General features: G+C 67.5%; 13 protein-coding genes and 1 pseudogene. 3 read left to right on the top strand and 11 right to left on the bottom strand.

Translation table 11 applies throughout. The features are described from left to right. The gene (kynB, locus tag WT26_RS17320; protein ID WP_059531573.1) at nt 1-642 is read right to left on the bottom strand and encodes an arylformamidase; all 642 of its coding nucleotides are present in this window, start codon (nt 640-642) and stop codon (nt 1-3) included. A 130-nt stretch (nt 643-772) separates the two neighbouring features. Between kynB and WT26_RS17315 the strand changes: the two genes are divergently transcribed. Then, nucleotides 773-1273 carry an Lrp/AsnC family transcriptional regulator gene (locus WT26_RS17315; protein ID WP_006477992.1) on the top strand — a complete coding sequence of 167 codons (501 nt, stop codon included), beginning with the start codon at nt 773-775 and terminating at the stop codon, nt 1271-1273. Here WT26_RS17315 and WT26_RS17310 read toward each other — a convergent pair. From WT26_RS17310 to WT26_RS17300, 3 genes are all read right to left on the bottom strand, one after another. Further along, a complete protein-coding gene (locus WT26_RS17310) occupies nt 1260-1769 on the bottom strand; it encodes a flavin reductase family protein (protein WP_069273797.1) in 510 nt (169 codons plus the stop codon). The genes WT26_RS17315 and WT26_RS17310 overlap by 14 nt on opposite strands. A 239-nt stretch (nt 1770-2008) precedes the next feature. Continuing rightward, nucleotides 2009-2674: a hypothetical protein gene (locus WT26_RS17305; RefSeq protein WP_069273360.1), complete on the bottom strand. Its 666-nt coding sequence runs from the start codon at nt 2672-2674 to the stop codon at nt 2009-2011. Next, nucleotides 2671-4077 (bottom strand): selenium-binding protein SBP56-related protein, encoded by a 1407-nt coding sequence (locus WT26_RS17300; protein ID WP_069273359.1) that lies wholly within the window; start codon nt 4075-4077, stop codon nt 2671-2673. The genes WT26_RS17305 and WT26_RS17300 overlap by 4 nt, the downstream gene beginning before the upstream one ends. Nucleotides 4078-4636: 559 nt before the next feature. Here WT26_RS17300 and msrA point away from each other — a divergent pair. Beyond that, nucleotides 4637-5185, top strand: a complete 549-nt coding sequence (gene msrA / locus WT26_RS17295) for a peptide-methionine (S)-S-oxide reductase MsrA (protein ID WP_069273358.1) — start codon at nt 4637-4639, stop codon at nt 5183-5185. 19 nt (nt 5186-5204) lie between these two features. Here the strand turns inward: msrA and WT26_RS17290 are convergent. From WT26_RS17290 to pdxH, 5 genes and pseudogenes are all read right to left on the bottom strand, one after another. Beyond that, nucleotides 5205-6251: pseudogene (locus tag WT26_RS17290) on the bottom strand (DUF72 domain-containing protein); the annotation flags it as partial. A gap of 17 nt (nt 6252-6268) precedes the next feature. Next, complete coding sequence (locus WT26_RS17285; RefSeq protein WP_059959184.1) at nt 6269-7225, bottom strand: IS110 family transposase; 957 nt, start codon at nt 7223-7225, stop codon at nt 6269-6271. 126 nt (nt 7226-7351) lie between these two features. Continuing rightward, nucleotides 7352-7642: a hypothetical protein gene (locus WT26_RS39085; RefSeq protein ID WP_069273357.1), complete on the bottom strand. Its 291-nt coding sequence runs from the start codon at nt 7640-7642 to the stop codon at nt 7352-7354. Nucleotides 7643-7665: 23 nt separating this feature from the next. Next, nucleotides 7666-8886 (bottom strand): SAM-dependent methyltransferase, encoded by a 1221-nt coding sequence (locus tag WT26_RS17275; RefSeq protein WP_059531587.1) that lies wholly within the window; start codon nt 8884-8886, stop codon nt 7666-7668. A 120-nt stretch (nt 8887-9006) separates the two neighbouring features. Further along, nucleotides 9007-9651 carry a pyridoxamine 5'-phosphate oxidase gene (gene pdxH, locus WT26_RS17270; protein ID WP_059531590.1) on the bottom strand — a complete coding sequence of 215 codons (645 nt, stop codon included), beginning with the start codon at nt 9649-9651 and terminating at the stop codon, nt 9007-9009. A gap of 127 nt (nt 9652-9778) precedes the next feature. Here pdxH and tcdA point away from each other — a divergent pair, with 127 nt between their 5' ends. Beyond that, nucleotides 9779-10639: a tRNA cyclic N6-threonylcarbamoyladenosine(37) synthase TcdA gene (gene tcdA / locus WT26_RS17265; RefSeq protein ID WP_069273356.1), complete on the top strand. Its 861-nt coding sequence runs from the start codon at nt 9779-9781 to the stop codon at nt 10637-10639. A 45-nt stretch (nt 10640-10684) separates the two neighbouring features. Here the strand turns inward: tcdA and trxA are convergent, their stop codons facing one another. Next, complete coding sequence (trxA, locus tag WT26_RS17260; RefSeq protein WP_059531597.1) at nt 10685-11533, bottom strand: thioredoxin; 849 nt, start codon at nt 11531-11533, stop codon at nt 10685-10687. A 52-nt stretch (nt 11534-11585) separates the two neighbouring features. Continuing rightward, nucleotides 11586-12467, bottom strand: coding sequence for a pirin family protein (locus tag WT26_RS17255; RefSeq protein ID WP_069273355.1), 882 nt, complete (start codon nt 12465-12467; stop codon nt 11586-11588). Between the last annotated feature and the right edge of the window lie 208 nt (nt 12468-12675).

Below are 12675 nucleotides of genomic sequence, written 5' to 3'. Positions count from 1 at the left end.
TCAGGCGGCACGCGCGGGCAGCGCGCGCAGCACCGCGCGCACGGGGCTCGCGTCGAGCGTCGCGAATTTCAGCGGCAGTGCGATCAGTTCGTAGTCGCCGGGCGGCACGTCGTCGAGCACGATGCCTTCGAGGATCGCCATCCGGTGCGCGCGCACGCGGTGATGCGCATCCATCGTCTTCGATTCCTGCGGGTCGAGCGACGGCGTATCGATGCCGATCAGCTTCACGCCGTGCGCGGCGAGCAGGTCGACGGTCTCGGGCGCGACCGCGCAGAAGTCGCTGTCCCACCGTTCGACGCTGGCGCGTGCATACGTGCGCAGCAGCACGCGCGGCGGCACGCCGTCGAGCGCGGCCGCGACATCGGCCGGCTGCACGACCGGCGATGCGCCGATGCAATGGATCACGCGGCACGGGCCGAGATAGGTGTCGAGCGGCACGGCGCCGATCGGCGCGCCGTCGGCGTCGTAATGCAGCGGCGCGTCGCAGTGCGCGCCCGTGTGCGGCGACAGCGTCAGGCGAGCGACGTTGACCGGCGAGCCGGCCTCCATCCGCCACACGCGTTCGACGGAAACCGGCGTATCGCCCGGCCACACGGGGGTGGCGGGGCCGACAGGCGGCGAGATGTCCCAGAGGGTGTCCATGGCATGACGATTCGGTGAGTCGATGCTTCGAATGATAGGTGGACGCTCGCAGAAAGTGCTTGCGAAATAAACATGGACAAACCGCCGGATTGGCAGATAATTCGACTCAGAGGGAAAACGGGGACCAAAAATGCACGCGATCACGCTCGATGCCACCGACTGCCGGATTCTGGCGGTCCTGCAGGAAGAGGGCAGAATCAGCAATCTCGACCTGGCGGAACGCATTTCGCTTTCGCCGTCGGCCTGCCTGCGCCGCATGCGCCTGCTCGAGGAGCAGGGCGTGATCGAGCACTATCGCGCGTGCCTGAGCCGCGAGAAGCTCGGCTTCGAGCTCGAGGCGTTCGTGCAGGTATCGATGCGCAACGAAGAAAATCAATGGCACGAGCGCTTCGCGGAAGCGCTGCGCGAATGGCCGGAGGTGGTCGGCGCGTTCGTCGTGACGGGCGAGAGCCACTATCTGCTGCGCGTGCTCGCGCACAACCTCAAGCACTATTCGGATTTCGTGCTGAACCGGCTCTACAAGGCGCCGGGCGTGATGGACATCCGTTCGAACATCGTGCTGCAGACGCTGAAGGACGAAGCCGGCGCGCCGGTCGGGCTGGCGCGCACGGGGGCGATCAAAGCGGTGTAAGGCCGTGGAAGCCGCCGCCGTGGAACACGAGCGGCGCGGTGGCGCCGGCATCCGGATTCACGCCGCAGCGCTCGACTTCGCCGACGAAGATCACGTGGTCGCCTTCATCGTAGCGGCTGCGGTTGTGGCATTCGAACCAGGCGAGCGCGCCGTCGAGCACGGGCATCCCCGAGTTGCCGGCCGCATGCGCGATTCCTTCGAAGCGGTCGCCCTTGTAGGTCGAGAAGCGCTTGCACAGGTCGAGCTGCGAGGCCGCCAGCACGTTCACCACATAGTGGCTGTTGCCGCGGAACACGGGCGTCGACGCCGATTTGTGCGCGAGGCTCCACAGCACGAGCGGCGGATCGAGCGATACCGAGTTGAACGAGCTGGCGGTGATGCCGATCAGCTGCCCGGACGGCGCGCGCGTCGTGATCACCGTCACGCCCGTTGCGAACTGGCCGAGCGCTTGCCGGAAAGCGGCGGCGTCGAAATTCGGCGGCGTAGCGCGGCTCATCGGGCAGCCATCCGGAACGGGGCGCGCGCGCACGGCGCGCGGCGGGTGAAGCGGGCGAAAGGCGACAAGGCGGTCAGTCTGGAAATGGGACGCATGGCCCGATTTTAGCGGAATCGACCGTGGCGGGACGCGGCGCCCCGCGCATCCGGTCGGTATGGCGGCGCAACGAACTTGCCGGCGAAGGATGGCGCGACGCGCGGCGGCCGGTGGCGCAAGCCCGTCATCGGCGTGAACGGGCTTCAGCCCGCCGCGCCGAGCCCGAGCGACAGCGCGCCCGTCACGATCAGGCTCGACGCCCACACCGCATCGAGATTGAACCAGCTCCGCGACACGAACTTCAGCCCGAGATAGCGGTACACGAGCCACGCGAGCCCGCCACCGGCGCCGATCATCGCGACGGCATGCACGGCCGCGACGACGAGCGCCATCCCGAGATGCGCATCGACGAGCGTGGCCGCCGCCCGGTGGCCGGCGTCCCGGTCGAGCCCGCAGAGCCCGAGGTAGATCGGCACCAGCATCAGCCCCGCGCCATGGGCGATCGCGACCGCGAACGACCACAGGCCGAGCCGCGCGGGCGGGATCCGCGCGAGGATCCGCGGGTGGCGCGGCCGCAGCAGCAGGAAGGCCCCGCAGGCGATCACGAGCGCGCTCGCGCCGATCCGGATCGGCGCCTGCCACGCGACGAGCGCGGCGAGCAGCCCGAACGGCAGCATCACCGCGAAGACCGCGAGCGCATGGCCGAGCGCGAGATAGCCGAGCGCCGCGACGAGCGCGCCGCCGCGGCGCGTCATCAGCGCGTTCGACACCGCGAGCGGCCAGCCCATCGCGGGGTTGAGCCCGTGATAGAGGCCGCTTGCCAGCACCGCGGACCAGAGACCGACCTGGGCCGTGACGTGGCCGCTCAAGATCGGACCGACGGATAGCAGAACGAGTCGGTCGAGCAGTCGCCGCCTTCGAGCCGGATCTGGTGCGCGCGATAGCCGTCGGGGAACTCGACCCAGTAATCGTCGGCGAGCGTCAGGCCCCCGTCGGGGCCGGCGTGCGCCATCACTTGCGCGCCGGGCACGCCGTCCGGATAAAACTGGTCGTCCCACGTCGAATAGAGCGAGTTGGTCCAGTACACGCGCCGGCCGTCGCGGCTGATCTCGACCATCTGCGGGCCACCCGCGAACGTCTTGCCGTTCGGATGCGGCGTGCGCCGCACGATGCCGCCGATGCGGACCGACCCCGCGAGCACCGGGTTGTGCGGATCCGTCACGTCGTACTGGCGCATCTCGCCGGTGCCCCAGCACGACACGTACAGGAAGCGGTCGTCGAGCGACAGGTCGATGTCGGTCACGAGCGGCGGCACCGCGCCGAACGATTTCAGCAGCGGCGGCAGCTGGTCCGCGGGCGCGGGCTCGGCCGGGATGGTCGCGGTCTTCTTCACATGGAACTTGCCGCCTTCGCGCCACCAGGTCCAGATCGAGCCTTCGAGATTCGTCGTGTCGACCACGACGCCGACGAATCCGTATTCGCGCACCGGGTCGTGCGCGGGCCGCACTTCGAGCGCCATCTGGTGCTGCGCGCCGAGATCGATCGTCTGCACGTTGCGCCGCGCGCGCAGGTCCCAGAAATGCAGCCGGTGCCCGTATTTGTTCGCGAGCAGGTCCTCGGGCACGATGCCGTTCTCGAATTGCGGCGGCAGCGCCCATTCGCTCGACACCATGTAGTCGCGCGGCAGGTTCCACCAGAAGTCGTAATGCTTGTCCTGCGGGCCGCGGTCGATCTCCCAGCGGCCGAGGACGTCGAAGGTTTCGCAATCCATGATGAAGATGCCGGGCGCGCCGTCGGTGCCGTCCTTGCCCGCGCCGCCGAGCGTGCTCACGTAGATGCCCTCGGGCCCGCAGTGAACGGTGTGCGGCCGCGAATAGCCGGTCTTGCTGAACACTTCGTCGGGCTCGACGATCTTGTGGATGCGCGCCTGCGTCGGATGCGGCTTCGTGTCGATCACGTAGATGCGCGACGAGCGCAGGCCGGGGATGATCAGGAAACGGCGTTCGAGGAACGCATGGCCGGTCAGCGGCGACAGCGACGACGAACAGGCATTCCAGCCGAAGTGGTGAAACTCGTCGCCGGTGTTCGGCATCGTCACCGTATGCACGATTTTTCCGTAGCTCGGCGAGCCGGGCTTCACGTCGATCACGGCGAGCGCGTCGGGCTGGGAAAAGTCGGGGCTGAGCAGCAGGGTGTACGCGAAGGATTCGGCCGGCGCGCGCATCGCGAGTTCGGGCGAAGCGTGAAACGTCGGGTCAGGTCGCATGCTCATGGTAGTGCCCTCGTTATCGTATTGGAGCGCCCGGCGCGGGATGGCCGGCGTCGGACGCGGTGGTCATGCGAAACGGCCGGACGGGATTGCCGCCGCGGCCGAACGGAGCTGCCGGCAGCCGCGACGACGGGCGGCGCCTTCCATCCAGAAGCGAAAACAGATGACGTGTATCGGGTGAAGCGTCGACGCTTGGCCGGTTGCGGCGCAACGTTGCCGCCGACCGGCCGGGGCTCGATCGAGCCGGTGATGCGAGGGGTGTTCGCTGAAGCATCCGGAACGCTGCTGCAACGGACGATGATGCATCAGGGTGGAGCATGGGGCGATCACGGCGGAAGGGATGATCTGTCTTCACGGCCGGGTGTGGGCCAGGGCCTGTTCACGCTAATAACGGGCTTGCGAACGTGCCTTGCCGGCCCTAGTGTAGTCGAGAATCGGCGACGACGTGTTTGCCGCGATGCGCGGGCGGCCGGGCATTGCGCATTCCGTCATCGTGCAGCGCGATGGGTTCGGATGCGATACTGCTCGTTCTCGACGGCCATTTGATTTCAGGGGGAACGGAATGCTTGAAACCGCGACATTGGGAGGCGGGTGTTTCTGGTGCACGGAGGCGGTGTTTCTCGACGTCGACGGCGTGACGGCCGTGCAGTCGGGCTACGCGGGCGGCCATACGCGCAATCCCGGCTATCGCGACATCTGCGAAGGCGACACGGGCCACGCGGAAGTCGTCAACGTGACGTTCGATCCGGCGCGCATCGGCTATCGCGAGATCCTCGAGATCTTCTTCGCGACGCACGATCCGACCCAGTTGAACCGGCAGGGCAACGACGTCGGCACGCAGTACCGTTCGGTCGTGTTCACGCATTCGGACGCGCAACGCGACACGGCGCTCGACGTGATCCGCGAGCTGGAGCGCGAGCAGGTGTTCGGGCAGCCGATCGTCACGCAGGTCGTGCCGCTCGACGGCAACTACTGGCCGGCCGAGGATTATCACCAGAACTATTACGCGCGTAACCCGGGGCAGGGCTACTGCTCGGTCGTGATCGGGCCGAAGCTCGCGAAATTCCGGCAGAAGTTCTCGCACCGGCTGAAGTCGCTGCGCGGCGCGTGAACGGGCCTTTCCATAAGACCTAGGCCGCCTCGTTGCGCCACTGCGCGCACGCGGCGGCGATCTCGCGCGCGAGCGCGATGCACGACAGCGGCGCGGATCCTTCCGCCTTGTTGTTGATCGTGATGATCACCGGCTGCCCGGCCAGCGCATAGCGCGCGGCCAGTTCGGCGAGCGCGGAGCGCGTGGCGGGATCCTCGTCGACGAGCTTGTCGAACGGCTCGTATTTCGCTTTCGCCTGTTCGTACCTGAATCCGCCATGCAGGCTCCAGCGCACGATCAGCGGGCCCGGCGCGTCGCCGTCGAGCAGTGCGAGCGCGGCCGCCTGGCGCAGCGGGTCGGGCATCCGCGCGTGCAGGCCGACGCAGTAGCGCACACCGAGCGCGGCGAGCGCGCGAATGAAACGCGGCGTGAGCAGGCTCGCGTCGCGAATCTCGATCGCATAGCGGGTGCCGTCGGCTTCCGGCGGCAGCGGCGGCAGTGCCGCGAAGAACGCGGCGAGCCGGTCGATCAGCGCGGCCGGCTGCGCGAGCAGCGAGTCGGGCAGCGGCGAGAACTGGAACACGAGCACGCCGGCTTTCCGGCCGAGCCCTTCGAGGCACGGCTGCACGAATTCGCGGGTGGCGAGCTGCGCGTCGAGGAAGGTCGGGTTCGGCCCCGACGGCTCGCCGCGCCGGCCGCGGACGACCGCGTCGGTCACGGAGGCCGGCGCCTTCACGACGAAGCGGAAATCGTCGGGCACCTGCTGCGCGTAGCGCAGGTAATCGGCGACCGACAGCGGGCCGTAGAACGACCGGTCGAGGCTCACGCTCTTCAGCAGCGGATGCGCGCCGTACGCTTCGAGCCCTTCGCGCGACAGCTTGGTCTGCGCGAAATCGCCGTCGTAGACGATGCCGTCCCAGCCCGGGAAGTACCACGACGACGTGCCGAGCCGAACGTTCGGCGGCAGGCCGGCCGCTGCGTCGGCCACCTCGGGGGAGATCGGCGCGGGCAGCACGCCGCGTCGGCGCTTGCCTTTCTTCGGCGCGGGCGGCGGCGCGGGCTCGTCCCACAGCAGGCCGGTGGAGGGAGCAACCGTCTTTCATGTCAAGCCAAATGAAGCGAGTCATTCCAATGCGAGCCCGATTTGGCCATGGCATTCAGGATGGTCAAGAGCTTGCGCATCGCGGCAACAAGGGCAACCTTTTTGGGCTTGCCCAGGGCCGTCAAGCGCGCATAAAAGCTTTTGAAGACCATGTTGTGTCGCACTGCGACGAGCGTAGCCATGTACAACGCTCGTCGGACCTCGGCGCGGCCACCCCAGATCGTGCGTTGGCCGCGCATTTGGCCCGAATCCCGGTTCAGGGGAGCCACGCCGACCAGTGCGGCGATGCGCCGACGACACAACGAACCCAGTTCAGGCAATTCGGCCAGCAGCGTAGCGACAGTCGCAGGACCAATGCCTTTGACGCTGGACAGCGCCTGGGCCAATTCGGCGTGGTGGGTGCGCACATGATCGGCGCAGTCGTGTTCGACATCGTCGATCTGCGATTTGAGGAACTTGATGGTTTGCTCGATGCTTGGACGCGCACTGGCATGCGCCAACGTCAGGCGTCTCCGCTCAGCCGTCAGCATCGTAACCAGCTGCCTGCGACGCAACACGAGCGCCTGCAAGCGCTGCAATTGCGCGTCGGGCAACTGCTTGATAAAGCGCTCGCGCTGCGGATGCTGGTGCAACACGCGGGCAAACGCGGCCAACATCCGCGCGTCGAGGCTGTCCGTCTTCGCCAACGTGCCCATGGCACGAGCAAAGTCGCGCGCCTGACGGGGATTGACCACGGCCACCGACAGTCCCGCAGCCTGCAAGGCACACGCCGCCTCGAATTCGTAGCCGCCCGTGGCTTCGAGTACGACGAGTGCTGGAGCCAGCTTCGCCAGTTCGGCCGTCATCGCTTCAATGCCGTCACTATTGTTGGCGTATTGCCAGGTCGAACTCGCCGTGCTGCTGCCAATTTCCAGCGTGTCGCGCGAAACATCGATACCGATGAACACTGCTTCGGGCATGTTCTTCCACTCCCATCCTTGTTTATGCGAACTTTATTCCGACAACCGTTCGGGCTTACGGAAGAACGGTCCGACTCACGCGCCCAGTGCTCACTCGCGGGCTTGGTTTCCCAGAGGAGGAACGGGCTACGTGAGCCGGTCCGAAACCGCAGACTTAAAGATACAAGGGGCTACTTCGTCGGGTGCGCGGCGGGGCGATGGCGGCACGCTGCCGCCGTCGTCCGGCGGCGTCGCATCGACGTCATCGACGTCATCGCCGGCGTTCGCACGGGTGCCGTCGTCCGCGGCGGGCGCGGCGCGTGCGTCATCGGGCGCCGCGCCGAACAGGTCGAATTGCCCGTCGGCGGGCGTCCCGTCCGAATCGTCGTGTTGCCGCCTTCCCGGCGGCACCTTGCGCCGCGTCCTGCCGTCACCCATGCATGCCCAGCGTGAAGCGCCGCCTAGCGCGGCAGCGCGTGTTCGTACATATAGCGCCGCGACCACGGCAGCGTTTTCGCGCTGCGTCCGGCCTTGCGGCACACGATCTGGAAGATCGACACGTCGTCGTGCTCGAACGCATACGCGCAGCCGGCGAGATATACGCGCCAGATGCGGAATTTTTCGTCGTCGACGAGCTGTCGCGCGGCTTCTGCCTTCGCCTCGAAATTTTCCGTCCAGATGTCGAGCGTGCGCGCATAGTGCCGTCGCAGGCTTTCGACGTCAATCGCTTCGAGCCCGCCGCGCTGCGCGGCTTCCAGTGCGAGGCTGATGTGCGGCAGCTCGCCGTCCGGGAACACGTAGCGGTCGATGAACTCGCCGCCGCCGAGCGCCGTCTCGCCGCTTTCCGCGTCGGTCGACGTGATCCCGTGGTTCATCGCGATGCCGTCGTCGACGAGCAGGTCATGAATCCGCGTGAAATAGAGCGGCAGGTTCTTGCGCCCGACGTGCTCGAACATCCCGACACTCGTGATGCGGTCGAACTGGCCGTCGATCTCGCGGTAGTCCTGCAGCCGGATCTCGATCCTGTCCTCCAGCCCGGCCGCCTTCACGCGCGCGGTCGCGAGGTCGAACTGGTTCTGCGACAGCGTGACGCCGAGGCACCGCGCGCCGAACTTCTGCGCGGCGCGCAGCACGAGCGCACCCCAGCCGCAGCCGATGTCGAGCAGGCGCTGGCCGGGCTCGAGCCGGATCTTCGTCAGGATATGGTCGATTTTCTTGATCTGCGCGGTGGCGAGATCCTCGTCGCCGTTCTCGAAGTAGGCGCACGAATACACCATGTTCTCGTCGAGCCACAGCTGGTAGAACTCGTTCGAGACGTCGTAGTGATACTGGATCGCCTTCTTGTCGGTGCTCTTCGTGTGATTGAAGTAGCGCTTCACGCGCGCGAGCTTGCTCGCGCTCGTCACCGTGCTGCGCGCGAGCGAGTAGCCGATGTTGATGATGTCCGACAGCTTGCCTTCGATGTCGATCTTGCCCTTCACGTAGGCTTCGCCGAGATTGTCGAGGCTCGGTTCGAGCAGGAGCGGCAACGCCGACGCGCTGTTCACCTTCAACGTGACCTGCGGCGCGCTGAAGGTGCCGAAATCGAGTTGATCGCCGTTCCACAGCACGAGGCGCGCCGGTATGTTCGCTTTCGCCCGTACTTCGTCCGCCCACTGTGCCAGCTTCTTTTCCCAGAACATTTGGATTCTCCGTTTTGTTCGTTGAATCGAATACAGCCAAGTATCTTGACCGGCGCCCGCCGCTTGCGCGGCGGGCGCCCGGATGCAACACGAGACACGACCGGCGTGCGCCGGCGCCGCTTACGGCGACAGGCGCGAGATCGACCAGCCCGACGACGTGTCGGCGTCGCGCGTATAGAGCAGACGGTCGTGCAGCCGCGACGGGCGGCCCTGCCAGAACTCGATCGAGTCGGGCACGAGGCGGTAGCCGCCCCAGTGGGGCGGGCGCGGCGGGTTGTCGCCGTAGCGTTCGCTGACGGCTTTTTCCTGCGCTTCGAGCGTCGCGCGGCTGTCGATCACCGCGCTCTGCTCGGACGCCCAGGCGCCGATGCGCGAGCCGAGCGGGCGCGACGCGAAATAGCGGTCGCTTTCCTCGGCGCTGGTTTTCTCGATCCGGCCTTCGATGCGTACCTGGCGCTCGAGCTCGATCCAGTAGAACAGCAGCGCTGCCTGCGGATGCACGGCGAGGTCGTGGCCCTTGCGGCTTTCGTAATTGGTGAAGAAGACGAACCCGCGTTCGTCGACGCCCTTGATGAGCACGATGCGTGCCGACGGCCGGCCGTCGGCGCCGACGGTCGCGAGCGTCATCGTGTTCGGCTCGGGCAGCTTGGCGGCAAGCGCCTCCTTGAACCAGCGGTCGAACTGGGCGAAGGGGTCGTGGGCGACATCGGCTTCGTCGAGCGAAGCACGCGAATAATTGATGCGGAGATCGGCGAGAGTCGTCATGTTATGCAAACGCTTCAATCTGGAACCATTGTAGCCAACGCGCAAGAAACGTGCGTGCACAGTGGCGCGTGCGAGCGGGGAGTTCAGGCAAAATAGAGGGTGCACGACTTACGTTTTCCTTGCTGCCATGTCCACCGCCGACACCGCCCCGCCCAGTTCCTCTGATCTTACCCCGACCCCGGAAATCCAGCTTGACGTGGATCGCGCGCGGCGTTTCGGCGGCGTCGCGCGGCTGTACGGCGCGCCGGCCGCCGCCGCGTTCGAGCGCGCGCACGTCGCGGTGATCGGGATCGGCGGCGTCGGGTCGTGGGTGGCCGAGGCGCTCGCACGCAACGCGGTCGGCGCGCTCACGCTGATCGATCTCGACAACGTCGCGGAAAGCAATACGAACCGGCAGGTCCACGCGCTCGACGGCAATTACGGCAAGCCGAAGGTCGACGCGATGGCCGAGCGGATCGCGCTGATCGACCCCGCGTGCCGCGTGAACCGGATCGAGGATTTCGTCGAGCCCGACAACTTCGACGCGCTGCTCGGCGGCGGTTTCGACTACGTGATCGATGCGATCGACAGCGTGCGCACGAAGGTCGCGCTGATCGCGTGGTGCGTCGCGAAGCGTCAGCCGCTCGTCGTGGTCGGCGGCGCGGGCGGCCAGCTCGACCCGACGCGCATCCGGATCGACGATCTCGCGCTGACGATCCAGGATCCGCTGCTGTCGAAGGTGCGCGCGCAGTTGCGCAAGCAGCACGGCTTTCCGCGCGGGCCGAAGGCGCGTTTCAAGGTCAGCGCCGTGTATTCGGACGAGCCGCTGATCTATCCGGAAGCGGCTGCCTGCGATCTCGAGGACGGCGCCGAGCCGTCCACGGCCGCGCACGTCGCGGGGCTCAATTGCGCGGGATTCGGTTCGAGCGTGTGCGTGACCGCGAGTTTCGGCTTCGCGGCCGCCGCGCATGCGCTGCGCGCGATCGCGGCGCAGGCCGTCGCGGCCTGAATGGAGGGGGAGGCGGCGGGCGCGCCTGCCGCCCGCCGCGCCGGTTCAGTTGAGCGCCATGCTCAGCTTGCGCCGCCACCCGGCGACGAGGTCCGGGCGGTCGCCGGCCAGCTCGAACACCGAGATCATCGTGCGGCGGCCGAGATCGTCGCCGTACGCGCGGTCGCGCGTGACGATTTCCAGCAACTGCTCCAGCGCGCCTTCATACGCACGCCGCGCGATCAGGCTCTGCGCGAGATCGAAACGCGCGTCGAGATCGGCCGGATTGGCCGCGATGCGTGCTTCGAGTGCGTCGGTCGGCGGCAGGTCGGCCGTGGCTTCGAGTGCGTCGAAACGGGTCTTGATCGCCTGGTAGCGCGGGTCGCCGTTCTGCACGGTCTGCGGCGAAAGGCGCTCCGTCTCGGCGCGCGCGGCGTCGACCTGGTTGTTCGCGAGCAGCAGTTCGATCAGGTCGAGGCGTGCGTCGTCGAAGCCGGGGTTCAGCGCGAGCGCCGCCTCGAGGTGCGTGAGCGCGTCGTCGTAGCGCGCTTCGGCCATCGCGTCTTGCGCGGCACGCCGCTCGGCTTCCTCGGGGGCCGGCAGCAGCCGGTCGAGAAAGGCGCGCAGCTGGCCTTCGGGCAGCACGCCGACGAACTGGTCGACGGGGCGCCCGTCGGCGAACGCGATCACGTGCGGGATGCTGCGGGTCTGGAAGTGCGCGGCGAGTTCCTGGTTCTCGTCGACGTTGACCTTCACGAGCTTCCAGCGGCCTTCGTAGTCGCCTTCGAGTTTTTCCAGCAGCGGGCCGAGCGTCTTGCACGGGCCGCACCACGGCGCCCAGAAGTCGACCAGCACGGGGGCATCCAGCGACGCCTCGATGACGTCTTTCTCGAATGTGGCAAGCGTGGTGTCCATGTCGTTCTCTTCCGTTCGAATGTCGTCAGGATGGGGGCGGCGCGCCCCTTTTTCAACGCGGCTTCGACTCGGGCAGCGGAATCCACTCGGTCTCGCCCGGCACCTTGCCCATTTCCTGGCGCGTCCATGCTTCTTTCGCGCGTTCGATCGCTTCGCGGCTGCTGGCGACGAAATTCCATTCGATGAAGCGCTCGCCGTCGATCCTGTCGCCGCCGAGCAGCATCGCGCGCGCGCCGCCGCCGCTCGTCAGCGTGACCGCGGCACCGGGCGCGAGCACGGCCATCTGTGCGGGGTCGAGCGGCGTGCCGTCGATCGCGAGCTCGCCGTCGACCACATAGACCGCGCGTTCCTCGTGCGACGCGTCGAGTTCGAGGCGGCCGCCGGCCGCGAATTCGGCCGCAACATACAGCGTGCGCGAGAACGTCGTGACCGGCGAGCGCAGCCCGAACGCATCGCCGGCGATCACCGTCAGCGACACGCCGTCTTCGTCGCGCTTCGGCAGCGTGTCGGCCGCATGGTGCTCGAACGACGGCTCGGTCGTCTCGTGCGCGCGCGGCAGCGCGACCCAGGTCTGGATCCCGTGCACGGTGTGGCCGTTTTCGCGCTGCGCATCGGGCGTGCGTTCGGAGTGGACGATCCCGCGGCCGGCCGTCATCCAGTTCACGTCGCCCGGCACGATCTCCTGCAGCGATCCGAGGCTGTCGCGGTGCAGGATCGCGCCGTCGAACAGGTAGGTGACGGTGGCGAGGCCGATATGCGGGTGTGGGCGCACGTCGAGCCCCGTGCCGGGCGGCAGCGTGGCGGGCCCCATGTGATCGAAGAAGATGAACGGGCCGACGAGGCGTGCGGCGAGTGCGGGCAGCGTGCGACGCACCTGCAGGTTGCCGATGTCGCGCACGTGCGGCTTCAGCAGGGCTTGGATGGAATCGGGCATGGCGGGTCCTGTCGACTGCGGGGATGCGGGTCATTGTACTGGCGCCCGGCAGCACGCGCGTGACGCGTCGCGGGCCGCGCGGCGGGGTACGGTTCCTGCTCGCGGGCAGGGTGCTCGCCGCACGGCGTCGGCGCGTTATCCACAATGTGCGTGCGGGATTCCGGGCGGCTCCCGATTGCCGGTAAACTGGCGGCCTTCCATACGACAA

Source organism: Burkholderia cepacia (assembly GCF_001718835.1).
Taxonomy (GTDB): Bacteria; Pseudomonadota; Gammaproteobacteria; order Burkholderiales; family Burkholderiaceae; genus Burkholderia; species Burkholderia cepacia_F.
Note: the sequence above shows the minus strand (reverse complement) of the source record. Positions and strands in the feature narration are given on the sequence as shown.

Excerpts from the sequence above, each read along its gene's own strand:
- kynB (WP_059531573.1), bottom strand. The coding sequence starts at position 642 with ATGGACACCCTCTGGGACATCTCGCCGCCTGTCGGCCCCGCCACCCCC.
- WT26_RS17315 (WP_006477992.1), top strand. The coding sequence starts at position 773 with ATGCACGCGATCACGCTCGATGCCACCGACTGCCGGATTCTGGCGGTC.
- WT26_RS17310 (WP_069273797.1), bottom strand. The coding sequence starts at position 1,769 with ATGAGCCGCGCTACGCCGCCGAATTTCGACGCCGCCGCTTTCCGGCAA.
- WT26_RS17300 (WP_069273359.1), bottom strand. The coding sequence starts at position 4,077 with ATGAGCATGCGACCTGACCCGACGTTTCACGCTTCGCCCGAACTCGCG.
- msrA (WP_069273358.1), top strand. The coding sequence starts at position 4,637 with ATGCTTGAAACCGCGACATTGGGAGGCGGGTGTTTCTGGTGCACGGAG.
- WT26_RS17285 (WP_059959184.1), bottom strand. The coding sequence starts at position 7,225 with ATGCCCGAAGCAGTGTTCATCGGTATCGATGTTTCGCGCGACACGCTG.
- WT26_RS39085 (WP_069273357.1), bottom strand. The coding sequence starts at position 7,642 with ATGGGTGACGGCAGGACGCGGCGCAAGGTGCCGCCGGGAAGGCGGCAA.
- WT26_RS17275 (WP_059531587.1), bottom strand. The coding sequence starts at position 8,886 with ATGTTCTGGGAAAAGAAGCTGGCACAGTGGGCGGACGAAGTACGGGCG.
- pdxH (WP_059531590.1), bottom strand. The coding sequence starts at position 9,651 with ATGACGACTCTCGCCGATCTCCGCATCAATTATTCGCGTGCTTCGCTC.
- tcdA (WP_069273356.1), top strand. The coding sequence starts at position 9,779 with ATGTCCACCGCCGACACCGCCCCGCCCAGTTCCTCTGATCTTACCCCG.
- trxA (WP_059531597.1), bottom strand. The coding sequence starts at position 11,533 with ATGGACACCACGCTTGCCACATTCGAGAAAGACGTCATCGAGGCGTCG.
- WT26_RS17255 (WP_069273355.1), bottom strand. The coding sequence starts at position 12,467 with ATGCCCGATTCCATCCAAGCCCTGCTGAAGCCGCACGTGCGCGACATC.